Source organism: Pseudomonas sp. MWU12-2345 (genome assembly GCF_023242385.1).
GTDB classification, from domain to species: domain Bacteria; phylum Pseudomonadota; class Gammaproteobacteria; order Pseudomonadales; family Pseudomonadaceae; genus Aquipseudomonas; species Aquipseudomonas gingeri_D.
On record NZ_JALLJA010000005.1, the window covers coordinates 1 to 24054 of the forward strand.

Genomic DNA, 24054 nt, shown 5'->3' on the forward strand with positions numbered 1-24054 from the left:
TTGTTGGCGAAACCAGGCTCCTCGATAACTGGGTATCGACGGCGCCGCTCAATGCGGCGGCCTAAAACGACGGTTAGTGCTTAAGCGCCGTGCTAACCGATTCAGCGATCGGAGTGGTTGGACGCCCCAGCAGGCGACTCAGTTGGCGGGAGTCATCAAACAGGTCGCCTTTAGCTGCCGCGGCATCAGAATCGGCAAGCAAGGCGGCCAACCCTTCCGGCAGGCCCATGCCAATGAGCGCTGACTTGTATTGCTCCTGGGGAAGATCGTTGTAGACAACGGCTTTACCCGATTGTTTGGCGACTTCCGTGGCCAGTTCCGATAACGAGTAGCTCTCGTCACCTGCCAACTCGTAAACCTTGCCTGCTTGTCCTTCACGGGTCAGCACTATGGCTGCCGCCTTGGCATAATCTGCTCGAGAAGCGGATGAGATTCGACCCTCTTGGGCACTTCCCAGAATGGCTCCATGCTCGACTGCCGGCGCCAGACCCGCTGTGTAATTCTCGCTGTACCAACCATTGCGCAGCAATACGTAACCCAGTCCGGACTCTGCCAGCGCTTGCTCGGTGTCCCGATGCTCGACCGCCAAGCCCAGCGTCGACCGGTCTGCGTGTAGCAGGCTGGTGTACGCCAACAGATGCAAACCTGCTGATTTAGCCGCCTGAATGACCGCACGATGCTGTGCGCTGCGTTGTCCGACTTCGCTGGACGAAATAAGCAGCAGCCGATCTACACCGACCAGAGCGCTATTGAGCGATTCGGGTTGGCCATATTCTGCCTGACGAACATTGATGCCTTTGGCGCCGAGATCTTGCGCCTTGAGCGGGTCGCGTACCAATGCGACCAATTCGTCCGGGGAGACGCTTTTAAGCAACTCGTCAATAACAAGGCGGCCCAACTGGCCTGTAGCGCCCGTGACAGCAATCATGAGAAGTACCTTGATTCCAATGGGAGGAACGGTCATCTTACGATTCGGACTAACCAATAGTAAGTACGTACAAAAAGGTAAGTGTCATGAGCTACCCCGAAAACCCTCCTCACACCTTTTCCGCAAAAGTACGTCGCGGCGAACTCCTGCAAGCCGATTGTCCATCACGAGAGGTCCTGAAACATATGACCAGCCGGTGGGGCGTGCTGGTGCTGGTGGTTCTGTTGGGGGGGACTCATCGTTTCAGTGAACTGCGCCGAAAAATCGGTGGAGTAAGCGAGAAAATGCTTTCACAGACACTTCAGGGACTGGAGGGGGATGGGCTGGTCCATCGGCTCTCTCGTCCGGTAGTGCCACCCTATGTGGAATACAGGTTAACGCCCCTGGGAAAAGCCGCCGCCGCCAAGGTGGAAGCAATGGTCGATTGGATCGAAGACAGCCTGCCCGAGATCATGCAGTTCAGGAGAGAAAGCATGATCGCGGACAAAGAGCTGACCTGAGGATCATTCTCGCTACTCAATCGGCCGCATGGTGAGGCGTGGTAGCGGTTCGATCATCAACAGCAAACACCCTCACCGCCCCTGACAGGCATCCACCCGCATCCAGCGCTCCACCTGCTTGAACGCCTGCACCAGCAGGAACGAGATCACCAGGTAGAACACCCCCGCGGTGAAGAACATATCCACCGTCAGGTAGTTGCGCGCAATGATGGTCCGGGTCATGCCGGTCAGTTCCAGCAGCGTCACGGTGCTCGCCAGCGAGCTGGCCTTGAGCATCAGGATCACTTCGTTGCTGTACGCCGGCAGGCCGATCCGCGCCGCGCGCGGCAGGATGATGTAGACCATCGCCTTGGCCCGCGACATCCCCAGCGCCCGCGCCGCTTCGATCTCCCCCGGCGGAATGGCCTGGATCGCACCGCGCAGGATCTCAGCGATATACGCGGTGGTGTGCAGCGTCATGGTCGCCGTCGCACACCAGAACGGGTTGCGCAGGTAAGGCCACATAAAGCTCTCGCGAATCGCGTCGAACTGCGCCAGGCCGTAATACACCAGGAACAGCTGCACCAGCAGTGGCGTCCCGCGGAAAAAGAAGATGTAGGCGTAGGGCAGGGACCGCACATACCAGAGCTTCGACGCCCGGGCGATGCCCAGCGGCACGGCCAGGATCAACCCCAGCACCACGGCGATACCCACCAGTTCCAGGGTCAGTACCGCGCCCTGGAAGAACTTCGGCAGCCATTTGAAGATGACTTCCCATTCCATTATGTGGTCCTCACAAAACCGCGAGCGGCACGTTTTTCCAGGAAATGCATGCCGGTCATGGCCAGGACGGTCAGCCCCAGGTACATAAAGGCCACCACCAGGTAGAAGGTGAACGGTAACTTGCTGAACAGCACCGCGTTCTGCGCCTGGCGCATGATTTCTTCCAGGCTGATCACCGACACCAGCGCGGTATCCTTCATCAGGATCATGAACAGGTTACCCAGACCCGGCAGGGCGATGCGCCACATCTGCGGCATGATCAGCCGGGTGAAGATCCGCACCCTGGACATGCCCAGTGCGACCCCCGCTTCCCGATGCCCCTTGGGGATCGCCAAAATTGCGCCACGAAACACTTCCGTGGCGTAGGCGCCAAAGCACAGGCCCAGGGCGATCACCCCGGCGGCGAACGGGTTCAAGGCCAGTTCGGGATTACCGAACACCTCGCCCAATGCGCTCATTAATGTGACGGTGCCGTAGTACATCAGCAGCACCCAGAGCAGTTCCGGTATGCCGCGAACCAGGGTCGAATAGGCGCCCCCCAGCCATTGCAGCGGTTTGTACGGTGAAGTCTTGGCCAAGGCGCCGAGCAGCCCGAGGACCAGTCCCAGGCACAGGGCACAGAGCGCAAGCTTGACGGTCATCAGCGCGCCGGCGGCGAGCGCCGGGCCGAATCCATAGAGGTCGATATTCATGGGCAGAGGCAGGCTTTACCAGGGACAGCCGACACCTTGCGTTGAGGTGCCGGCCATCGGGGCAGGTCAGAGGATGCTGAACGGGAAGTACTTGTCGTTGATCTTCTTGTAAGTACCGTCGGCGATGATTTCTTTCAGCGCGGCGTTCAGCTTCTCACGCAGTTCGTCGTCCTTCTTGCGCACGGCGATGCCGATCTTGTCGCTCTCTTCGACCGGGTTGCCCTTGAACTCGTAAGGCTTGCCGGCTTCGCTCTTCAGCCATTCATAGTTGACGTATTTGTCCGCCAGGATGGCATCCAGGCGCCCGGCCTGCAGGTCGAGGTAGGCGTTTTCCTGGGTGTCGTAGAGCTTGATGGTGACGTCGTCGCCCAGGTGGTCATCCAGCCAGCTGCCGGCCAGGGTCGCGCGCTGGGCACCGATGATCTTGCCCTTGAGCGAATCCTTGTCGGTCTTGAAATCGGCGTCTTTCTTGGCCGCGATGAATTGCAGCTTGTTGGAGTAGTAGGGGTCGGTGAAGTCGACCGCCTGCTTGCGTTCTTCGGTGATCGACATCGAGGAGATCAGGAAGTCGAACTTCTTGGTCTGCAGGGCCGGAATGATCCCGTCCCAGTCGGAGGTCACGACCGTGCACTCGACCTTCATCTTGGCGCACAGGGCGTCGCCGATGTCCTTGTCGAAGCCGACGACCTGGCCGCTGGCATCCTTGTTGTTGAACGGCGGGTAGGCGGCCTCGATACCCATTTTCAGGGTTTCGGCAAAGGCACTGGCGCTGAAGGCCATGGAGACGGCAGCGGCCAGGAGGAATTTTTTGTAGGTCTGCATACGTGTTGCTCCGTTAGCGGTTGCTGGACATGAATTGTTTGCAGCGCGCCGACAGCGGGTTGTCGAAAACCTGCTGCGGGGTTCCTTGTTCTTCCACCAGGCCCTGGTGCAGGAACACCACTTCACTGGACACCTGGCGGGCAAAGCCCATTTCGTGGGTGACCAGCAGCATGGTGCGGCCTTCTTCGGCCAGGGCACGGATTACAGCGAGGACTTCCTGGACCATTTCCGGGTCGAGGGCCGAGGTCGGCTCGTCGAACAGGATGACCTTGGGCTGCATGGCCAGGGTGCGGGCGATGGCCGCGCGCTGTTGCTGGCCGCCGGACAGTTGCGAGGGGTAGGCGTGGCGCTTGTCGGCGATGCCGACCTTGGCCAGCAGCGCTTCGGCCACGTCGATGGCCTCGGCCTTGCTCTGGCCAAGCACCCGGCGCGGGGCCTCGATGATGTTGTCGAGGATGCTCATGTGCGGCCAGAGGTTGAAGTTCTGGAACACAAAGCCGATTTCGCTGCGCAGGCGGTTGATCTGCTTGCCGTCGGCGGCCACCAGTTCACCGTTTTTCGCGGCCTTGAGCTTGAGTTCCTCGCCATTGACCAGGATCTGGCCCTGGTGCGGGTTCTCCAGCAGGTTGATGCAGCGCAGGAAGGTCGACTTGCCGGAACCGGAGGAACCCAGGATCGAGATCACATCACCGTCGCGGGCGGTCAGCGAGATACCTTTGAGTACCTCCAGCTCACCGTAGCGTTTGTGCAAGTTGCGGATTTCAAGCGCGGGCGTGGCCTCAGCCATGTGCGGTCCTCATTGTGTTCTGTCGTGCTCCTGCTATTGGCGGCCTTCCTGGCGAGCGCCAAGCTAGCATAGGGAAAAGCCGGTGCAGGACGGATGGGTGACAGGTTGTCGCATCGGCACAGCAGTCTGTCGCCACGGCAACAACCAAAGAGCCTTTGATCCGTCTTCCTGACTCGGCAGTCGCTTAAAAAAGGGCGCGATGGTGCCAGCTTTGGCCAAGGGTGGGAAGGGTAAACCCGCTGAGTGGGCATAGGCTCGCCCTGAAATGGGGCGTTACGCTATTTTTTGAGTGTTTCTGGTGCGACCGGCAGGTCTAGATTTGGGTGCCTCGGTAACGTCTTGGCAAATAGCCATTAATCTCAACAGGTTACGAATGTCCTTCGGTCGGGCGTGCAGGCCACGGAAACCGGAGTCCTGTAACATTTTGGCGCAAATCTTGCGTAAAAAATAAAATACGCCCCCGTTGGATTCCTTCAACAAGGTCTTCCGATGTGTAGGGCGAGCTCTTCATTGCAAAGGTAGCCTCAATGAGCAGTACGCATAATTCCAATAACCTGGAGCAAGGGCTCAAGTCGCGGCATGTGACCATGCTATCGATTGCCGGGGTGATCGGGGCCGGTCTGTTTGTCGGTTCCGGGCACGCGATCGCCGAAGCCGGTCCTGCCGTACTGATGGCTTACGCCGCGGCCGGGACCCTGGTGGTGCTGGTGATGCGCATGCTCGCCGAAATGGCCGTGGCCTCGCCGGATACCGGTTCCTTTTCGACCTACGCCGACCGTGCCATCGGGCACTGGGCCGGTTTCACCATCGGCTGGTTGTACTGGTGGTTCTGGGTGTTGGTGATCCCGCTGGAGGCCAACGCCGCCGCGACCATCCTCCATGCCTGGTTCCCCAATGTGGCGATCTGGGCCTTTACCCTGATCATTACCTTGTTGCTGACCGCGACCAACCTGTTCAGCGTGAAGAACTACGGTGAGTTCGAGTTCTGGTTCGCGCTGATCAAGGTGATTGCGATCATCGCGTTCATCGTGTTGGGCGTGCTGGCGATCTTTGGCTTGCTGCCGACCAGCCAGGTCAGTGGCGTGTCGCATCTGGTGGATACCGTGGGCTTTATGCCCAATGGCCTGGGCGCGGTATTGGCGGCCATGCTGACCACCATGTTCTCGTTCATGGGCACGGAAATCGTCACCATTGCCGCGGCTGAATCGAAAGACCCGGGCAAGCAGATCTCCAAGGCCACCAACTCGGTGATCTGGCGGATCGGCCTGTTCTACCTGGTGTCGATCTTTATCGTGGTTGCGCTGGTGCCGTGGAATGACCCGAGCCTGGCGGCGGTCGGTTCCTATCAGGTGGTGCTGGATCGCATGGGCATCCCGAATGCCAAGCTGATCGTTGACCTGGTGGTGCTGGTGGCGGTGACCAGTTGCCTGAACTCGGCGCTGTATACCGCGTCGCGGATGCTCTTTTCCCTCGGCAAGCGCGGTGATGCGCCGGCCGTGTCCAAGCGCACCAATGCCAGCGGCACGCCTTATTGGGCGGTGATGCTGTCGACGGCGGCGGCCTTCCTGGCGGTGTTCGCCAACTATGTCGCGCCGGCAGCGGTGTTCGAGTTCCTGTTGGCCAGTTCCGGCGCCATTGCGTTGCTGGTGTACCTGGTGATTGCGGTGTCGCAGCTGCGCATGCGCCGTCAGCGCATGGCCAAGGGCGAGAAAATCGACTTCAAGATGTGGCTGTTCCCGGGGCTGACCTGGGCGGTGATTGTGTTCATCGTGGCGGTATTGGCGGTGATGTTGTGCCAAGAAGCCCATCGCGTCGAGATTCTCGCCACGGGCTTGCTCAGTGTGCTGGTGGTGGCCGCCGGGCTGCTGGTGGCACGCCGTCGTCGGCATGAGAAAGCCGGGCGGGTGGTGTTGAGCTGATGGATTGACGGTGGTTTGTCTGCGGGGCTTTGGGTGATAGTGACGGCCTCTTCGCGGGCACCTACAGTTCTGTGTCGTGCGCAGGTTTGGCGCATGGTATGCGGTTCGGTGTCGTGCGCAGGTTTGGCGCATGGCGTGCGGTTCGGTGTCGTACACAGGGGGTGTGTACGACGCGAACCTGTAGGAGCAGGGCTTGCCCGCGAAGGTCGTGAACGATTACGCGAAGAATCAGAGACGCCGCCGTATGGATTAGCCGGCGGCTTTCTGTAGCGCCTGCGAAGCCGCCACATAGTCGGCCTGGAAGGCCGGGCTTTCGATCCAGGCCAGGGCCGCTTCCTCGGTGGCCTCGGTGGACCACTGGCGGTATTCGATCAGTGCCGAAAGGATAAAGTCCGTCGCTTCTTCCTCACCTTCCTGCTCCAATACCAGCTCCAGTAGCGGGTCCTCCAGGAACACGCTGCACATGGCCAACTGGCCGCCGTGCTCGGCGTCACGCATTCTCTTGAACAGATCCGTCAGGTCGACGGAAGCGAAGTCGATCCGGTCGTCATCCACCGGCAGCGTCTCGACCGGTTCGCTGGCGCGGCGGGTGCGGTTCTGCTTGGCCTTGGCTTTCGCCCGTTGCGCGCGTTTGTCTTGCTTGTTCTGGGATGCCATGGACTCGGGTGCTTTCACAAAGAGGTAAGCAGGCAATTATCCTCCGTGAGCCGCCGCAATTCCAATCTTCCCCGGCGCTCCCGCCTGCAACTCCCCCTTCTCCAGCCAGTTCAACGCAATCGGCCAGAGCTTTTCCTGGTACTGGCTGCGGAAAAAAGCGAAATGCCCCACCTCTGATTCATCGATATCTTCCGGTGCAATGCGCAGGTGAGTCCGGCTGCTGGCGCTGAAATACGCCAGCAGCCGTTCGATGGCGGCGACGGTGCCGAACGGGTCGTCGGTCAGGCTGATCGCGAGGATCTGCGCCTTGACCCGGGCAAAGGGCAGCGCCGCCAGCTTGCGTCCGCTGGGGCGCTTTTCGTAGCGGGCGGTCGGCGTACTCCAGTCCCGCACCACCCCGGCCGGGGTATCTTCCAGCCAGCCGAGGCGCTTGCCGGGGAAGTAGCCGTAGAGGCCGGTCAGGAGCGGCATGACCAGGTGCCATTTGCCGAACATCTTCCAGCGGGTGGCGGGCGCATAGTCGCGCCAGTAGGCGAATTGCGCGCCGACGGTGACCACCCGGCGAATCAACTGGCCCGAGGCTGCCAGCCCGACCGCGCAGCCGCCGAAGCTGTGGGCGACCACATCGATGGGCTGGCCGGGATATTCGCGCGCCGCCCGTTGCAGCATGGCTTCGAAATCCAGCGCGCCCCAGTCGGTCCAGGAAGCCTTGAGCCCGCGCAGGGTCGCCGGCCGCGATTCGCCGATGCCGCGATAGTCGTAGGTGATGACATCCATGCCGTTGGCAAACAGGTAGTCGGCAAAGCGCGAGTAATGGCGGCAGCGCACCGAGGTCGCGGCATTGATGATCACCACGGGACGGACGAGAGCGCTGTCACCGTGACGCCAGGCGAATCCGCCCAATGCGAAGCCGTCGGCGGCCCGCTCAATAAAGGGCTCGGCGCACAAGGCGTCGGGCGAGAGACAGGGTTGGCAGTTGATCGAAGTCATTGAACGGCTTCCAGGCATGGAATGTGTCTGTTCTTGAACGCTATTGGTGCCCCAATACAGTGCTTGCAGCTGGGCAAATTGATGGCTGATACTGCGGCTTCTATCGGTGCACGAGGCGCTGGCCTGCTGGCTGCGGCTGTTTCAACAAGGGAATGCCATGTTCCAGATAGACCGTAACAGCAAGACGCTGTTGGTGGACCAGATCAGAAACGCGATCATTGCCCGTATCGAATCCTTCCAGTGGGTCCAGGGCGGGCGACTCCCGTCTGTGCGTGCGCTGGCCAAGCAATTGGGCGTCAGCATCTTCACGGTGAGCAGTGCCTACGAAGACCTGGTGGCGCAGCACATCATCGAGTCGCGTCCGGGGGCGGGCTATTTCATCCTGGCCTGCCATTCGGTCGGTCCGCTCAAGGACGTTGACACGCTGGTGCCACCTTCCAGTGAGCACTCGAGTTTTCTCTTTCGTGCACTGGATCCGACGCAATACGATATTCCCGTCAGCTCAGGCTACCTGCCACCGGCCTGGCTGGCCGACGCGGTCCCGGCTTCCGTGACCGGACGGCTGATTCGTAACACACTTTCCTGCAGCACTCCAGCGCCCGCGGCCGGCAGCCAGGACCTGCGGGCAGTGATTGCGCGCAAATTGCGCGAGGTCCATATCAACGCCTCCAGCAGCCAGATCGTGGTCACCATGGGCGCCACCCATGCGTTTTCCCTGCTGCGCAGTATTCTCCTGAAACCCGGGGATTACCTGCTGGTGGAAGACCCCAGCTACCTGCTGCTGCAACTCAAACTGATCAAGGATCGCGACTTCAAGATCATCACAGTGCCGCGCCTGGATGACGGGCCTGACCTGGCGGCGATGGAAGCGATGCTGATCAAGTATCGGCCGAAGCTGTTCCTGACCCAGACCCTGGTGCACAACCCCACCGGCGGCAGTACGTCTCCGGAGAAAGGGTTCAAGCTGCTGTCGCTGGCCCGCCAGTATGATTTCCATATCATCGAGGACGATATTTTCGGTGTACTGTCGTCCCGACAGACGCTTCGGCTCGCCAGCCTGGATGGCTGCGAAAGGACTTTCTATATCAGTGGTTTCAGCAAGATGCTGAGCCCGGCGCTACGCCTGGGGTATGTGGCGGCGCCACCGGCTTTTGTCGAGCGGCTGGTCGAGCAGAAAATGTACAATCTGCTCTGCGGCTCGGCTATCGACGAAACCATCGTCACCTACACCCTGGAGTCCGGTCGCTATCAGCATCATCTGGATGCGCTGGGTCAGCGGGTCATGCAGGAGCGCTCAAGGGCGCGGGAGTGGTTGGGGGCTTGTGGGGTGGTGTTTGACGAGCACGGCGCCGATGGCCTGTTTCTCTGGGGGCGTCTGCCGGGGTATGTGAATATCTCGAACCTGGTCGAACAGGCCCATCACGCCGGCATCCTGCTGGCGCCAGGTTCCTTGTTCAGCAATACCGGCGATTATGATCAGTACATCCGTTTCAATGTCAGCCACTGCAATCATCCTGGATTCAAGCGTTTTCTCCAGGCGCATATCACGTCGGTGCTGTCCATCGAACACGGTGCCTGAGAACGTCGCACGCGAGCTCAGGCGTTGGTCGTGCTGCGTAGTATCTGTCCGCCTGCCGCTTCGATTATCGAGCTGAGCTTTTCATATTGGGCTTGGGGGATGAAGGCGCCGAGGAAGACCGAGCCGAGGCTGCGCTGCCAGAGTTTGAAGTAGCGCTCCAGGCTCATGACTTCGCTCAGGTTCTGATAGGAGAAGATGGTGCCTTCAAGGATGATGACCTCATCACTGTCCTGCAGATTCTGAATGCACAGCTCGTCATCCACTTCCGAGTTGTTGATGGTCAGTCTGATGTTCTCGATCCAGTGCAGTGGCCTGCCGTCATGGCTCAGCCACACGGCGGGCTCGGCATAAAAGGATTTCAGTGCAGCCCCAGTGGTTTTCGTCGACATGGACAGCTCCTGTTCACTTTTTCTCGGCCTTGAACCGCAGGCATGTGCAGTCCAGTGTCCATTGGCCATTGCTGTCCAGCAAATCGGCAGCCAACTCTTCGGTCACTTCATTCAAAAACGCATCTTGCGATTCGACGGGCAGCAAGGCCAGGTAGCGGGCACCGAACTTTTGCAGCCATTGGGCAATCGAACTATCCAGGGGCGCCGGGCGTTCGAACCAATGAATGGAATTGACATGGAATCCCGCGTTTTCCAGCACCCGCTGATAAGCCCCGGCGGTAGGCAGATAAAGCTGATCGGCGACTTCGAAGTCAAGGGATCTGCGCGCCAGTGAGTCGCGTAGCGCGCGCCGCAGAATTTTCTGGTGTCCGGCCCCGGCGAATTCGCCGACAAAACGTCCCCCTGGTTTCAGGGCTTCATAGATCCCGATGGCCACCTGGTCCGAGCGCTGCATCCAGTGCAGTGCGTCATAGCTCAGGACCGCGTCGAACTCCTGGTAGAAGTACAACTGTTCGGCATTGCCATGGCGTACCTCCAGCCCTCTGGACCGGGCTGCCGAGACCAGTCCTGGGTCGTTGTCGAACCCCACCACCTGATGCCCGTCGCGTTGGAGTTGTTCGCTCAGGTAGCCGTCGCCGCAGCCGATATCGAGGAGCAGTTCGCCGGGCTTGGGTGCCAGCAGTTCAAGGATTGCCCTGGCAGTATGGTCTGTCAAATGGATGTCACGTTCATCCCGCGTTGCCCCCCTTTGCTGCGATTCACCGCTCTGACAAAAAGATGTCGAAGAAGTCATGCTCAAGATTCCATTCTAGGGCGAGGGCGGCGCGGCCACCGGGCGAGGAGTCAGGTACGTTTGGACACCCAGACCAAGATGATGACAATAGCGCAGACTAATGGTGTCAGCCAGTTCCAGGTTTCCCCCATCAACCAGATCGAGAAGCCGAAGGTGAAGAACGGTTGCAGCAACTGCAGCTGGCTGATCCGCTGGATACCACCGAGTGCGAGGGCACGGTTCCAGGAAAAGAAGCCCAGCAGCGAGTTGACCAGCGCCAGGAACAGCAGGGCGGCGACGCCGGTGCCCGGCAGGTGGGCGATGGTGTTGCTGTCGAAGAGCCACAGGCTGGCCGGCAGCAGCACCGGCAGGCTGATGACCAGGGTCCAGCACATCACCTGCCAGCCCGGCAGTTCCTTGGACAGCGCGCCGCCCTGGGCATAACCGAAGCCGGCCAGGGCAACGGCGCCGAGCAAGGCGAGGTCACCGATGTAGATGTCGGAAACATTCGACTTCATCACCGTGTACGACATGACCACCAGGAAGCCCAGGCTGGAGACTGCCCAGAACGCCTTGGACGGCCGTGTGCCGGTGATCAGGGTGCCGAAGATCGCGGTCGACAGCGGCAACGCGGCCAGGACTACGCCGCCGTGGCTGACGGGCACATACTGCATGCCCAGTGCCGTGAGGATCGGGAAACCGTAGACGATCCCGGTGGAGGTCAGCAGCATGCGCTTGATCTGCGAGCGGTTCGGAAGCCTGGCGCGACCAATGAGCAAAAAGGGAATCGCGGCGAGGGCCGCGATCACCGAGCGAAAGATCCCGACCTGGACGGCGCTCAGATCGCCCGCGAGCATCTTGGCCGCGGGCAGGGTCATGGCAAAGGCTGCTACTGAGATCAGACCCAGGAAGTAGGCTTGCAGGTCTTGACTCTTGGTCTCTGGAAAACTGGCTGCGTTGGCTTGCGTCATGCTGACGGCTCCTTTTGGTGGTGGGAGGGATCCGGGGCGGCCGGGTATCCGTGAACATGTTCTTCAGGGCGTGGAGGGGTCATTTGCACTGGCCTTCAACCACAGGCGCAGCTCCGTCTTGAGGAGTTCGCCGTAGTTGTTCCTGAGCACTACGTTGCGCAGGTCTGTCGGGTAGATGGGCGCGTCGCCGTAGATGATGGTCCTGATGCCCTTGCCGTCGTAGCCTTGGAGGCGCGCCTGCTCGACCATATACGTGAACATGGTGGGGGCCATGAATAGCGTGATATTGCCGAACCCGCTCGCCAGTTCGAACAGTTCATCGGCCTTGAAGTCGCGGGACTGCGGGACGACATGGCGGGCGGCCCGACGCACATGGATCAGGTTGTAGAGCCCGGCGCAGTGAGACATCGGCGCGGCATAGACCGCGACCTCATCGGCGTCGATCGGATCGAGATCGGGCGAACAGTCCTGCGACATGGCCGTCAAGTTGCCGTGGCTGAGCATCACCGCCTGTGCGTCGCCTGTGCTGCTGGGGGTGTAGAACAGCCAGGCCAGGTCGTCGGCATGCCGCGGATAAGGTGTGTCCGGCGGCGAAGTGATCGAGGTGAGTGCGCCCATGTCCTCCCGGTCCAGTTCGTGGCACCCCAGGGGGAGTCTCTCGGGGGCGAATACCTGGCCGCCGTCGGTGAAAATCAGCCGAGCGTCGGCGTTGCCGACGATCCAGCCGGCCTCGACGGGGTGCAGCTTGCAGTTGATCGGCACTGCCACGGCACCGGCCCACCAGATGGCGTAGAGCAGTTCGAGGTATTCGCAACAGTTCTTCATGAACAGCACGACCCGATCGCCGGGGGCGATGCCGTGCTCGTCGATCAGATAAGCGGCCCGGTGTCGGACCAGGGCGACAAAGGCTCCGTAGTTGGCGACTAGCTGCTGCCCTTCGAACAAGGCCGGACGCTTCGGGTATCGAAGGCCGGCTTCATCCAGCCAGTTGGCGATATTCATGCTCGGCTCCTGCGTGCCTGAAGGACAGGTGCACACTAGTCAGCCAGGCGGGCCCAGTACCGGTACGGTTGGGAGTGAGCGCAACGAACTGTATTGTTTGCCGACCATGACAGTTGTCGGACGGAGAAGAAAATCCGGACAACAAAAAACCCGCACTAGGCGGGTTTCTTGTGGGCTTTCAGATGATGTTGACACCACCTAAAACTAATTAGTGGTGCCCAGAGACGGAATCGAACCGCCGACACGGGGATTTTCAATCCCCTGCTCTACCGACTGAGCTATCTGGGCAACGGGGCGCATTAAACTGGTTTTTCGAGGGGTCGTCAAGCGCGATTTCAAAAAATATTTAATTATTACCGTCGCTTACGACCCAAAGCTGTTCCAGCCCTGATTATTCGGCCGGCGGAACGTAGCCTTCGGCCTGGGCGTATTCCTCGCCGGAAAAGAACTTGTCCATCTCGCCCTGGATGTATTTGCGGTCTTCGCCGTTCATCATGTTCAGGCGTTTTTCGTTGATCAGCAGGGTCTGGTGCTTCAACCAGTCGCCCCAGGCTTTCTGCGAAATATGTTCGAAAATATCCTGGCCCTTGGCACCCGGGTACGGAGGGCGCTCAAGGCCGGGCAGTTCTTCGTGGTACTTGCGGCACATTACGGTGCGGGTCATGACGACTCTCCTGCATTCAAAACGTCGGCTGCCCGTTTGAGCAGCTTTTTCACCGGGGCGGCAAGGCCCAGGCGCGGCGGGGTGGCGAGGTTATACCAGAGCCAGTCGGCCTCGGCCACGTGATGGGCGCTCTCCTCGACCTGCACCAGCCACGGCTCGATGGCCAACTGGAAGTGGCTGAAGGTGTGGGTCAGGTTCGGCAACGCCTGTTGCGCGCCCAGTTCCAGCGAGTGCTGCGCCGCCAGGTGTTGCAGGTCGTCGAGGTCGTCCAGCTCCGGCAAGCTCCACAAACCGCCCCAGAGGCCGCTGGAAGGGCGCCGGTAAAGCAGAATGGCGCCCTCGCGGGCGAGCATTGGCATCAGGGTGCGCTTCTGCGGCACGCTCTTGCGCGGCTTGGGAATCGGGTAGCGGGTCTCCAGGCCGAGCATGTGGGCTTCACAGCCGACTTTCAGCGGGCAGAGCAGGCAGCTGGGCTTGCTGCGGGTGCACAAGGTCGCGCCCAGGTCCATCATCGCCTGGGTGTAGTGGTTCACCCGGGTGTCGGGGGTAAAGCGCTCGGCGTTGGCCCAGAGCTGTTTGGCCACCTTGGGTTCGCCCGGGTAACCCTCCTGGGCGGTGTAGCGCGCCAGCACGCGCTTGACGTTGCCGTCGAGGATCGCCGCGCGCAGGCCCATGCTGATGCTGGCGATGGCGCCGGCGGTGGACAGGCCGATGCCCGGCAGCTCGGTGAGTTTCTCGACGTCGCGGGGAAACTCCCCGCCATGCTCGGCAACGACGATCTTCGCGGTCTTCTGCAGGTTGCGCGCCCGGGTGTAGTAGCCCAGGCCCGTCCACAGGTGCAGCACTTCATCTTCCGGCGCGGCGGCCAGGGCCTCGACCGTCGGCAGCGAGGCCATGAAGCGGTCGAAGTAGTTCAGCACGGTGCTGACCTGGGTCTGCTGCAACATGATCTCCGACACCCACACCCGATAGGGCGTGATGCCCTGTTGCCAGGGCAGGTCGTGGCGGCCGTGACGGTCGTACCAGTCCAGCACGGCGCTGGAAAACTGCTCGGCTCTCATCGCTTGAACAGCCCCTTGAGTGCGTCCTTGAGTTCGGGACTGACCTTGTCGCCGAGCTTTTCTTCAACTTTCTCGCTCAGTTTGTTGCCGGCTAGCCGCGCGGCGACTTGGCCGAGGCCGTCCTTGTCGATGCGGCAGGCCTTGGCACCCAGCTCCAGCGGGCCACGGCAACGCAGCGGCCATTCGATCCCGGCGAAACGTTCGCTGACCTGGCAGGCCGGGTCCGGCATGTCGCTCTTGTCGCCTTCGACGATGATGCCGATGCGGTAGTCCATGCCCAGCACGCGCAAGTCGATATCGCCGTTGCCATTGACGCTCAGGCCCGGGATGTTGACTTTCAGGTCCGGGTTGCTGGCCACGCCGTTGTGCAGGTTCAGGCTGCCCTTGAGGTCCTGGAACGGTGTGTCCTTGCCCCGCGGTTCGCCGCTCAGGGTCTTGCGGTTGAGGGTGGCGATGCCGGTGCACAGTTGCTGTTCGAGGTTGGCGTTGAGCAGCAGGCCGTCGTTGAGGACAAAGCTGGCGGTGCCGTTGAGGCTGTCGATCAGGGCTTTCTGGCTGTTGCCGCTGGCAGTGAAGTCGCTGTTGAGGGTCAGGGCGCCCTTGACCGGCGGTTTCTCTCCCTGGGCTTGCAGGACGCGTTCGACCGGCACCCGGTTCAGCCGCGTTTGCAGGGTCAGGCGCGGCACGTCGGGGCGCACATCGAGGCTGCCCTTGGCGCTGAAGCTGCCGCTGTAGAGCTCGCCGCGTAGGTCGCCGAGGGTCAGCACGCCACCCAGGCCGGTGGCCTTGAGGGCGGCGTTGCCGATCGGCAGCTTCTTCAGGGTCAGTTGGTCGAAACTCAGGTCGGCGTCCACATCGGCGCTGCGCAGGCGTTCGATGGGCAGCAACTTGTCGCTGCTCCAGGCACCCTTGGTCGGGGATTCCGGCAATGGCGAGCTACTGGCGATGGCGTTGGCTTCGCTATTCAGCACATCGGCCTGGCGGACCTTCGAGGCGCTGTTGGCGTCGGCCGATTTCGGCGGCAGGTAGCGATCGGCGTCGAATTTGTCGCCCTTGAGCTGTACGCGCAAGGATTGCTTGGCGAAATCCTCGATGGCGATGCGACCGGTGAAGTTGCTGTCATCGAGTTTCAGGTTGAGGCCATCCAGCACCAGGCTGGTGGGCGTGCCGGTGAGGTGGGTGACCAGCTCGACCTTGCTCAGGCTGCCGTCGGCGACGGTCGGCAGGGGCTGGCCGATACTGTCGAGAAACTTCATCAGGTCCAGTTGGGCAATCGACAGCGTGCCGTTGAGTTGCGGGGTCTTGTTCAGGTCGTTGGCCTTCAGCTCGCCGAGGGCGCGCAGTTGGTTGGCCGACAATTTCAGGCTGGTCCATTCGGCGACGTTCGCCTGCATATCCACCAGCAATTGGCCCTGGGCCGAGAACGTCAGCGGCTTGCCTTGCAGCGGATCGCCCGTCAGTTCGCCGCCGAGGCGCATGTCTTCGAACTGGTAGCGCTTGAGTACGCGGTCGAAACGCAGGTTGCCGCTGAGTTCGGTACGGGCCCGCAGGACCGGCTGGTTTGTGCCGAAGAAGGCGGTCAACTTGACCGGAATTTCCTTGCCGTCATGCACCGCGCCGGTGCTCAGCTGGATGCTTTCCGAGGTGATCTGGCGGCCGGTCTTTTCATCGTTGAATTCGATCCGGGCGTTGTTCACGGTCAGGCTGTCGATATCCAGGCGGATCGGCTGCGAGGGTTTTTCTTCCGCCTCGGCGCCGGCCGGTTCGGCGACCTTGTCGGCCTGCGCGGTGATGCTGGCGCCGGGGGCCGGGCGGCCGATGTCCTGCCAGTTGCCGTGGCCGTCCTTGTCGCGATTGAGCCGCAGGTTCAGGCCTTCGACGCGGACATCGCTCATCTGCACTTCACGACGCAGCAGCGGCAGGACGCGCACCGACAGGCCGAGCATCTGCAGGTCGGCAAACGGCTGGGTCGGGGTGACCAGGGTCGCCACGCTGGCATCGTGCAGCTCCAGGCCCAGCCAGGGGAAAAGGCTCCAACCGATGTCGCCATTGAGGGTCAGCTCAATGTGGGCCTTGTCGCGGGCAATCTGGCGAATCTCGTTTTTATAGTCGTTGGGATTGAACAGGTGGGTCAGGGCAAAGCCTGCCGCCACGATGATCAGCAACAACCCGAGAAGCCCCAGACCCAGGATTTTGCCGAACGCTTTCATGGGCGAGTCCTTGTAGTCAGTGGAATTTGAAATTCAGCCCGCGAGTATAGCGTCACGGGGCTGGCGACAGGGCAGGGATGATCCCTAGAGCGGATCCAGGGGAATCCGCAGCTTGGCCGCCAGCGCCTGGGCTTCGAGATGCCCGGCGGGGGCCAGGAGCCGCAGTTCCGCGCCGGCCAGCCTGGCCATCCGTGCGGCTTCCGTCACCAGTCGTTCGGCTACCCCACGGCGCCTGGTGACTTTTCTGACGCAAAGTTGGGATAAAAGCCAGAGATCCGCCCGCCGCTCCAAGCGCGCCGCGCCCAGCAGGCGGTCATTGAAACGCCCGGCGATCAGGCTGCCGTCGGCCAGGGCGGTCTCGATCAGTTGCTGGCCGTCGGCTTGCGGTGCGAAAAGCCAGGCGGGGGCGTCCAGGTAGATTTTCTGCAGGTCCTGCTGGTCCTGGTAAGAGGCTTCGGTGAGGGACTCGACAACGATGGGCATAGATTCCTCGAACGTCCGGGGTTGGCGTTTCGTAGGAGCAGGCTTGCTCGCGATAGCGATCTTTCGGGCGCCATCTGCATTCGCGGCTGATGGCCGCCTGCGGCGGATCGCGAGCAAGCTTGCTCCTACAGGAAAGCAGAGCAGTTGCATTACATAAAGAGCGTATCAGTCTGGTTGTGCTGTCATGCGTAAATGGTAACCTCTCGCAGTTGGTCAGTCTTTCTGCGACCTATTGTCGCGTAACAAGCATCACTCGATAACACGGCCATGCCTGCGTGCACCAAGGTCGGGAGTGATGTGTGGCCGGTGAACCATCATTTCAATTGGGGGAAACACTTCAAATGAGCAGCAGCATGACGGCGCGCATTCAAGCCGCCGAACCTGCGTTCCTGTCAAAAGAGCGCATTATCGCCAAGCCCGGCTTCAACCGCTGGCTGGTTCCACCGGCCGCCCTGGCCATCCACCTGTGCATCGGCATGGCCTACGGCTTCTCGGTGTTCTGGTTGCCACTGTCCAAGGCCTTGGGCATCACCGCACCGGTCGCTTGCGCGCCGGACATGAGCTTTATCTCACAAGTGTTCTCGTCGCAGTGTGATTGGCCGATTTCCATGCTCGGCTGGATCTACACCCTGTTCTTCATTTTCCTCGGCTGCTCGGCCGCGATCTGGGGCGGCTGGCTGGAACGTGCCGGTCCGCGCAAGGCCGGTGTGGTGTCCGCACTGTGCTGGTGTGGTGGCTTGCTGATTTCCGCGTTGGGGGTCTATACCCACCAGATCTGGCTGATGTGGATCGGTTCCGGGGTGATTGGCGGTATCGGTCTGGGGCTGGGCTATATCTCGCCGGTCTCGACCCTGATCAAGTGGTTCCCGGACAAGCGCGGCATGGCCACCGGCATGGCAATCATGGGCTTCGGCGGCGGCGCGATGGTCGGTGCACCGTTGGCGGCGGCCTTGATGGGCCACTTCGCTTCGCCTACCAGTGTCGGCGTGTGGCAGAGCTTCGCGGTGATGGCGGCGATCTACTTCGTCTTCATGATCGGCGGCGCATTGTCGTACCGCGTGCCGCCTACCGGTTGGAAGCCCGAGGGCTGGACCGCACCGGTGAAGAAGAGCAGCAACGCGATGATCACCCACCGTCACGTGCATGTGAACGTGGCCTGGAAGACCCCGCAGTTCCGTCTGGTGTGGCTGGTGCTGTGCCTGAACGTGTCCGCCGGTATCGGCATCCTCGGCATGGCTTCGCCGCTGTTGCAGGAAGTCTTCGCCGGTAAATTGCTCGGCAACGGCCTGACCTTCGGCCAGTTGGACGCCGCGCAACTGGGCCTGATCGCAGCCATCGCAGCTGGCTTCACCGGTTTGCTCAGCCTGTTCAATATCGGCGGCCGGTTCTTCTGGGCGTCGTTCTCGGACTATATCGGCCGCAAGGCGACCTACTTCGTGTTCTTCGCCCTGGGTTTCGCGCTCTATGCGTCGGTGCCGAGCCTTGGTCATCTGGGCAGCGTCGCGCTGTTCGTGGCGGCGTTCTGCGTGATCCTGTCGATGTACGGCGGTGGTTTCGCCACGGTGCCGGCTTACCTGGCGGACCTGTTCGGCACCCAGATGGTCGGTGCGATCCACGGTCGCCTGCTGACCGCCTGGGCGGCAGCCGGGGTGCTGGGGCCGGTGCTGGTGAACTACCTGCGTGAGTATCAGTTGAGCATCGGCGTCGAGCGCGCCGCGGCCTACGACATCACCTTGTACATCCTCGCCGGCCTGCTGGTGCTGGGGTTCATCTGCAACCTGCTGGTGCGTCCGGTGGCCGACAAGTACTTCATGACCGACGCGGAACTGGCCGCCGAGCAGGCGCTGGGTCATGACAAGGGCGCCGACAGCACTACCGTGCTGGAGTGGAAAGCCGCTGCGGGCAGCAAGCCGATGGCGGTTGCCGCCTGGCTGGTGGTGGGCATTCCGTTGGCGTGGGGCGTGTGGGTCACCCTGCAGAAGACGGCGGTGCTGTTCCACTAAGTTGTACATCGTGATCATTCCCGCGTAGCGCGTGGGAGTGATCACGCCCTCCTTTCGTAGTTGTCCTGACAGGTATATCCCCGACACGCCTGGATTCAGCCCGTCCGGGAGTTCACCTTGCGTGTTTCTGTTTGCCGCCCGCGCCCCTATAATGGCTGCCTTTTTCGCCCAATGATTTTGCGGAGCTGGTGATGGCCGAACGTAAGGCGTCCGTCGAGCGCGACACTCTGGAAACCCAGATCAAAGCCTCGATCAACCTGGATGGCACCGGAAAGGCCCGATTTGATATCGGTGTGCCTTTTCTTGAACACATGCTCGACCAGATCGCCCGTCACGGGCTGATCGACCTGGATATCGAGTGCAAGGGCGACCTTCATATCGACGACCACCACACCGTGGAAGACGTCGGTATCACCCTGGGTCAGGCCTTTGCCAAAGCCATCGGCGACAAAAAAGGCATCCGTCGCTACGGTCACGCCTATGTGCCGCTGGACGAAGCGCTGTCGCGAGTGGTCATCGACTTCTCCGGCCGTCCCGGCTTGCAGATGCACGTGCCCTACACCCGCGCCACCGTGGGCGGCTTCGACGTCGATCTGTTCCAGGAATTCTTCCAGGGCTTCGTCAACCACGCCCTGGTCAGCCTGCACATCGACAACCTGCGTGGCACCAACACCCACCACCAGATCGAAACCGTGTTCAAGGCCTTCGGTCGCGCCCTGCGCATGGCCGTCGAACTCGACGACCGCATGGCCGGGCAAATGCCTTCGACCAAGGGCGTCCTGTAATGCAGACGGTCGCGGTTATCGATTACGGCATGGGTAACCTGCACTCGGTGGCCAAGGCCCTCGAGCATGTGGGTGCCGGCAAGGTGCTGATCACCAGCGATGCGGCTGTGATTCGCGAAGCCGACCGGGTGGTTTTCCCCGGCGTCGGCGCGATTCGCGACTGCATGGCCGAGATCCGTCGCCTGGGTTTCGACGCCCTGGTGCGTGAAGTCAGCCAGGATCGTCCGTTCCTTGGCATCTGTGTTGGCATGCAGGCCTTGCTCGACCATAGCGAAGAGAACGCCGGCGTCGACTGCATCGGCCTGTTTCCTGGCCAGGTGAAGCTGTTCGCCAAGGACCAGCACGAGGACGGCGAGCATCTGAAAGTGCCGCATATGGGCTGGAACGAGGTGACGCAGGTAGTGGATCACCCCCTGTGGCACAACATCCCGGACCTGGCGCGCTTCTACTTCGTGCACAGCTACTACATCGCCGCCGGTAACCCGCGGCAGGTGGTGGGCCGCGGGCACTACGGCGTCGACTTCGCCGCGGCGCTGGCCGAGGGCTCGCGTTTCGCCGTGCAGTTCCACCCGGAGAAAAGCCATACCCATGGCCTGCAATTGCTGCAGAACTTCGCCGCCTGGGACGGACGCTGGTAAATGGCCGCGAAGAAGACCAAGCCGCCGATCCTGACCCTCGCTCCGGAACAGGAGAACGAGGCCAATCAGAAGATCAAGCGCTTCATGGAAGAGCGCTTCGAACTGGACCTGGGTTCGTTCGAAGCGGCTGAAATCCTCGACCTGTTTACCCGTGAAATTGCTCCGCACTATTACAACAGGGCGATTTTCGATGTGCAGACGCACCTTAAAGAAAGGTTCGAAAGCATCGAAAGCGACCTGTGGGCACTCGAGAAAAACTGATTTCCGAGTGAAGCTGAAAAAACGACTCTAAGGTTTGCCAGATGCTGATTATCCCCGCTATCGATCTCAAAGACGGTGCCTGCGTTCGTCTGCGCCAGGGCCGCATGGAAGATTCCACGGTGTTCTCCGATGACCCGGTGAGCATGGCTGCCAAGTGGGTGGAGGGCGGCTGCCGCCGTCTGCATCTGGTCGACCTGAACGGCGCCTTCGAAGGCCAACCGGTCAATGGCGAGGTGGTCACCGCCATCGCCAAGCGTTACCCGAACCTGCCGATCCAGATCGGCGGCGGTATCCGTTCCCTGGAAACCATCGAGCACTACGTCAAGGCCGGCGTGAGCTACGTGATCATCGGCACCAAGGCGGTGAAAGACCCTGCGTTCGTTGCCGAAGCCTGCCGCGCGTTCCCGGGCAAGGTCATCGTCGGCCTGGATGCCAAGGACGGTTTTGTCGCCACCGACGGCTGGGCTGAAATCAGCACCGTGCAGGTCATCGACCTGGCCAAACAGTTTGAAGCCGACGGCGTCTCCGCCATCGTCTACACCGATATCGCCAAAGACGGCATGATGCAGGGCTGCAACGTGCCCTTCACCGCAGCCCTGGCCGCGGCCACGAAAATTCCGGTGATCGCTTCCGGCGGCATCCACAACCTGGGCGATATCAAGAGCCTGCTGGACGCCAAGGCGCCGGGCATCATCGGCGCGATTACCGGCCGGGCGATCTACGAAGGCACCCTCGATGTCACCGAGGCGCAAGCCTTCTGCGATTCGTACAAAGGCTGAGGACTCACCATGGCGCTGGCCAAACGCATCATCCCTTGCCTGGACGTCGACAACGGTCGCGTGGTCAAGGGCGTCAAGTTCGAGAACATCCGTGATGCCGGTGACCCGGTGGAAATCGCCCGGCGTTACGACGAGCAGGGCGCGGATGAGATCACCTTTCTCGACATCACCGCCAGCGTCGACGGCCGTGACACCACGCTGCATACCGTCGAGCGCATGGCCAGCCAGGTGTTTATCCCGCTGACGGTCGGCGGCGGCGTGCGCACCGTGCAGGACATCCGCAACCTGCTCAATGCCGGGGCCGACAAGGTCTCGATCAACACGGCGGCGGTGTTCAACCCCGAGTTCGTCGGCGAAGCGGCGCAGCATTTCGGCTCGCAGTGCATTGTCGTCGCCATCGATGCGAAGAAGGTCTCGCTGCCGGGCGAAACCCCGCGCTGGGAAATCTTCACCCACGGTGGGCGCAAGCCCACCGGGCTCGATGCGGTGGAGTGGGCTTCGAGGATGGAAGGCCTCGGTGCCGGCGAGATCCTGCTCACCAGCATGGACCAGGACGGCATGAAAAGCGGTTTCGACCTCGGCGTGACCCGGGCCATCAGCGATGCCCTGGGGATTCCGGTGATCGCCTCGGGCGGGGTCGGCAATCTCCAGCACCTGGCCGACGGGATTCTGGAAGGCCACGCCAGTGCGGTACTGGCGGCGAGCATCTTCCACTTCGGCGAGTACACGGTGCCGGAAGCCAAGGCCTATATGGCCGCGCGCGGTATCGTGGTGCGCTGAGGGCAACAGTCCACTGGACAGTATGGCGGCCTCAAGTCACTCTTGAGTCCGCCACGGATTCCGGTTGCCTACTATGTCTAAACGCTTTTTCCTCGCGCTGTTTTGCCTGATCGGACTGTTGTCGGGCACGGTGGCTGCGGCGGACGCTACCGATGACGGCATTGTCCTGCTGACGGAGAATTTCCCGCCCTACAACATGGCGAAAAACGGCAAGAACTTCGCCAAGGACGAGAATATCGAAGGCATTGCCGCCGATATCGTGCGGGAAACCTTCAAGCGCGCCGGTATTTCCTACAGCCTGACCCTGCGTTTCCCCTGGGAACGTATCTACAAGCTCGCCCTGGAAAACCCCGGCTACGGGGTGTTTGTCATGGCCAGGCTGCCGGAGCGCGAGAGACTGTTCAAATGGGTCGGGCCGATCGGTCCTGACGATTGGGTGCTGCTGGGCAAGACGGACAGCCCGATTGCCTTGTCGGGCCTGGAGCAGGCCCATCGCTACCGGATCGGCGCCTACAAGGGCGACGCTATCGCCCAATACCTGGCGCAGCACGGATTCAACCCGGTGTTGGCCCTGCGCGACCAGGATAATGCGCGCAAGCTGGTCGACGGTCAGATCGACCTGTGGGCCTCGGGCGATCCCGCCGGACGCTATCTGGCGCGGCAGGAGGGCATTGCCGGGCTCAAGACGGTCTTGCGCTTCAACAGTGCGTCCCTTTACCTGGCCCTCAACAAAGAGGTGCCCGATACCGTCGTTGCCAAGTTGCAGTCGGCACTCGATCAGCTACGCCGTGAAGGTGTGGTGGATCAGGCCTTCGGGCGTTACCTGTAAGGGTGTCGTCCACTCAGTGATAGACGCCCTGCTTGCCGTGAGCCTCGGTCGCCTGGTTGCCGCGTAGGGCGATCATCGATTTGATATCGATCCAGTCGATGCCCTGCTCCTTGAGTTTAGGCAGTTCGCGTTCGAGGACCGCCAGGGTCTGCGGGTAGGGGTGGCCGATCACCACCGCCGAGCCGTGCTTGCGCGCCAGCCTGATCGCTTCTTCCAGTTGTGCGGTGATGGCCGGTTCGGTGCGTTCGTTGTCGAGGAAGACATCCCGCGACACGCTGGGCAGGCCGATCTTCTGCGCTTGGGCCGCGGCGACGGTCTTGGCGCTGGTGCGGCTGTCGACGAAGAACTTGTTGCGCCGCTGCAATTCGCCCATCAGCCAGGCCATGGCCACCGGTTCGGCGGTCATGCGGCTGCCTTCATGGTTGTTGATCCCGCTGGTAAAGGGCACGGCCTTGAAGGCGGCGGCCAGGCGCGTTTGCAATTCATCGAGGGACAGGTCGGGATGCCAGGCGAAAGGCCCGGTGGCCGGGTCCATGGGCATGTGCAGCATGACGATCTTGCCGGCGGCATGGGCCTCGCGGGCGAATTCGGCGGCGTGCAGGGTGTCGGGCATGATCGATGGAGTGACCGGCCCGGGCAGGGCCAGCACCCGACGATCCCGGGGCAGGTTCTGCCCCAGGTCATCGATAATCAGGGTGAGGTAGGCCTTGGTCGGTGCCGGCGGCTCGACCGGCGCCGCCTGGGCAACGCCGATCAAGCAGCCGATAAGGAGCAGCAGCCAGCGGCGCATC

At 61.6% G+C, this 24054-nt stretch carries 25 protein-coding genes, 1 tRNA gene and 1 pseudogene; 10 read left to right on the forward strand and 17 right to left on the reverse strand.

Going from position 1 to position 24054, the window contains the following annotated elements:
* Positions 1–73: 73 nt before the first annotated feature.
* Positions 74–928: an SDR family oxidoreductase gene (locus M5C71_RS12200; protein ID WP_248767937.1), complete on the reverse strand. Its 855-nt coding sequence runs from the start codon at positions 926–928 to the stop codon at positions 74–76.
* Positions 929–1014: 86 nt separating this feature from the next.
* Here M5C71_RS12200 and M5C71_RS12205 point away from each other — a divergent pair, with 86 nt between their 5' ends.
* Positions 1015–1428 carry a helix-turn-helix domain-containing protein gene (locus M5C71_RS12205; RefSeq protein WP_247263115.1) on the forward strand — a complete coding sequence of 138 codons (414 nt, stop codon included), beginning with the start codon at positions 1015–1017 and terminating at the stop codon, positions 1426–1428.
* A 72-nt stretch (positions 1429–1500) separates the two neighbouring features.
* Here M5C71_RS12205 and M5C71_RS12210 read toward each other — a convergent pair whose 3' ends face one another.
* The 4 genes from M5C71_RS12210 to M5C71_RS12225 all read right to left on the reverse strand — a co-directional run bounded on the left by M5C71_RS12210 (position 1501) and on the right by M5C71_RS12225 (position 4491).
* Entirely contained in the window at positions 1501–2190 is a 690-nt protein-coding gene (locus tag M5C71_RS12210) for an ABC transporter permease (protein ID WP_103498929.1), read from the reverse strand.
* Entirely contained in the window at positions 2190–2882 is a 693-nt protein-coding gene (locus M5C71_RS12215) for an ABC transporter permease subunit (RefSeq protein WP_248767938.1), read from the reverse strand. The genes M5C71_RS12210 and M5C71_RS12215 overlap by 1 nt, the downstream gene beginning before the upstream one ends.
* 66 nt (positions 2883–2948) lie before the next feature.
* Positions 2949–3704, reverse strand: coding sequence for an ABC transporter substrate-binding protein (locus M5C71_RS12220; RefSeq protein ID WP_103498927.1), 756 nt, complete (start codon positions 3702–3704; stop codon positions 2949–2951).
* A 13-nt stretch (positions 3705–3717) separates the two neighbouring features.
* Positions 3718–4491, reverse strand: a complete 774-nt coding sequence (locus tag M5C71_RS12225) for an ABC transporter ATP-binding protein (protein ID WP_103498926.1) — start codon at positions 4489–4491, stop codon at positions 3718–3720.
* Between the two features lie 527 nt (positions 4492–5018).
* Between M5C71_RS12225 and gabP the strand changes: the two genes are divergently transcribed.
* Positions 5019–6410 carry a GABA permease gene (gene gabP / locus M5C71_RS12230; protein WP_152737808.1) on the forward strand — a complete coding sequence of 464 codons (1392 nt, stop codon included), beginning with the start codon at positions 5019–5021 and terminating at the stop codon, positions 6408–6410.
* A gap of 249 nt (positions 6411–6659) precedes the next feature.
* On the opposite strand, the gene M5C71_RS12235 is transcribed toward gabP, so the two are convergent.
* Together M5C71_RS12235 and M5C71_RS12240 are read right to left on the reverse strand one after the other, a co-directional pair.
* On the reverse strand, positions 6660–7067 hold the full coding sequence (locus M5C71_RS12235) for a hypothetical protein (RefSeq protein ID WP_103498930.1): 408 nt from the start codon (positions 7065–7067) through the stop codon (positions 6660–6662).
* A 36-nt stretch (positions 7068–7103) separates the two neighbouring features.
* Entirely contained in the window at positions 7104–8057 is a 954-nt protein-coding gene (locus M5C71_RS12240) for an alpha/beta fold hydrolase (protein ID WP_103498924.1), read from the reverse strand.
* Between the two features lie 157 nt (positions 8058–8214).
* On the opposite strand from M5C71_RS12240, the gene M5C71_RS12245 reads away from it, so the two are divergent.
* Positions 8215–9636, forward strand: a complete 1422-nt coding sequence (locus M5C71_RS12245; RefSeq protein WP_152737806.1) for a PLP-dependent aminotransferase family protein — start codon at positions 8215–8217, stop codon at positions 9634–9636.
* A 17-nt stretch (positions 9637–9653) separates the two neighbouring features.
* Here the strand turns inward: M5C71_RS12245 and M5C71_RS12250 are convergent, their stop codons facing one another.
* The 9 genes and pseudogenes from M5C71_RS12250 to M5C71_RS12290 form a co-directional block, all read right to left on the reverse strand.
* On the reverse strand, positions 9654–10025 hold the full coding sequence (locus M5C71_RS12250) for a hypothetical protein (protein WP_152737805.1): 372 nt from the start codon (positions 10023–10025) through the stop codon (positions 9654–9656).
* Between the two features lie 13 nt (positions 10026–10038).
* Positions 10039–10740 (reverse strand): class I SAM-dependent methyltransferase, encoded by a 702-nt coding sequence (locus M5C71_RS12255; RefSeq protein ID WP_248767939.1) that lies wholly within the window; start codon positions 10738–10740, stop codon positions 10039–10041.
* A gap of 128 nt (positions 10741–10868) precedes the next feature.
* Complete coding sequence (locus M5C71_RS12260) at positions 10869–11768, reverse strand: DMT family transporter (RefSeq protein WP_248767940.1); 900 nt, start codon at positions 11766–11768, stop codon at positions 10869–10871.
* 156 nt (positions 11769–11924) lie between these two features.
* Positions 11925–12770 (reverse strand): annotated as a pseudogene (locus tag M5C71_RS12265) (AMP-binding protein); the annotation flags it as partial.
* Positions 12771–12982: 212 nt separating this feature from the next.
* Positions 12983–13058: transfer RNA gene (locus M5C71_RS12270), tRNA-Phe, on the reverse strand.
* 103 nt (positions 13059–13161) lie between these two features.
* Positions 13162–13434 carry an oxidative damage protection protein gene (locus M5C71_RS12275; protein ID WP_100940325.1) on the reverse strand — a complete coding sequence of 91 codons (273 nt, stop codon included), beginning with the start codon at positions 13432–13434 and terminating at the stop codon, positions 13162–13164.
* Positions 13431–14495, reverse strand: coding sequence for an A/G-specific adenine glycosylase (mutY, locus tag M5C71_RS12280; protein WP_248767941.1), 1065 nt, complete (start codon positions 14493–14495; stop codon positions 13431–13433). Before mutY ends, M5C71_RS12275 begins: the two co-directional genes overlap by 4 nt.
* Positions 14492–16705 (reverse strand): AsmA family protein, encoded by a 2214-nt coding sequence (locus M5C71_RS12285; RefSeq protein ID WP_248767942.1) that lies wholly within the window; start codon positions 16703–16705, stop codon positions 14492–14494. Before M5C71_RS12285 ends, mutY begins: the two co-directional genes overlap by 4 nt.
* 84 nt (positions 16706–16789) lie before the next feature.
* Entirely contained in the window at positions 16790–17188 is a 399-nt protein-coding gene (locus tag M5C71_RS12290; RefSeq protein WP_103496797.1) for an acetyl-CoA sensor PanZ family protein, read from the reverse strand.
* Between the two features lie 341 nt (positions 17189–17529).
* Here M5C71_RS12290 and M5C71_RS12295 point away from each other — a divergent pair, with 341 nt between their 5' ends.
* From M5C71_RS12295 to M5C71_RS12325, 7 genes are all read left to right on the forward strand, one after another.
* On the forward strand, positions 17530–19191 hold the full coding sequence (locus M5C71_RS12295; RefSeq protein WP_103496798.1) for an OFA family MFS transporter: 1662 nt from the start codon (positions 17530–17532) through the stop codon (positions 19189–19191).
* A 191-nt stretch (positions 19192–19382) separates the two neighbouring features.
* Positions 19383–19976, forward strand: coding sequence for an imidazoleglycerol-phosphate dehydratase HisB (gene hisB / locus M5C71_RS12300; RefSeq protein WP_100940330.1), 594 nt, complete (start codon positions 19383–19385; stop codon positions 19974–19976).
* Complete coding sequence (gene hisH, locus M5C71_RS12305; RefSeq protein ID WP_103496799.1) at positions 19976–20614, forward strand: imidazole glycerol phosphate synthase subunit HisH; 639 nt, start codon at positions 19976–19978, stop codon at positions 20612–20614. Before hisB ends, hisH begins: the two co-directional genes overlap by 1 nt.
* Positions 20615–20875 (forward strand): DUF2164 domain-containing protein, encoded by a 261-nt coding sequence (locus tag M5C71_RS12310; RefSeq protein WP_103496800.1) that lies wholly within the window; start codon positions 20615–20617, stop codon positions 20873–20875.
* Positions 20876–20916: 41 nt separating this feature from the next.
* Positions 20917–21654 (forward strand): 1-(5-phosphoribosyl)-5-[(5-phosphoribosylamino)methylideneamino]imidazole-4-carboxamide isomerase, encoded by a 738-nt coding sequence (gene hisA, locus M5C71_RS12315; protein ID WP_248767943.1) that lies wholly within the window; start codon positions 20917–20919, stop codon positions 21652–21654.
* 9 nt (positions 21655–21663) lie between these two features.
* Positions 21664–22434 (forward strand): imidazole glycerol phosphate synthase subunit HisF, encoded by a 771-nt coding sequence (hisF, locus tag M5C71_RS12320; RefSeq protein ID WP_100940334.1) that lies wholly within the window; start codon positions 21664–21666, stop codon positions 22432–22434.
* A gap of 73 nt (positions 22435–22507) precedes the next feature.
* Positions 22508–23263 carry an ABC transporter substrate-binding protein gene (locus M5C71_RS12325; RefSeq protein WP_103496801.1) on the forward strand — a complete coding sequence of 252 codons (756 nt, stop codon included), beginning with the start codon at positions 22508–22510 and terminating at the stop codon, positions 23261–23263.
* 13 nt (positions 23264–23276) lie between these two features.
* Here the strand turns inward: M5C71_RS12325 and M5C71_RS12330 are convergent, their stop codons facing one another.
* Entirely contained in the window at positions 23277–24053 is a 777-nt protein-coding gene (locus M5C71_RS12330) for a divergent polysaccharide deacetylase family protein (protein ID WP_103496802.1), read from the reverse strand.
* Between the last annotated feature and the right edge of the window lies 1 nt (position 24054).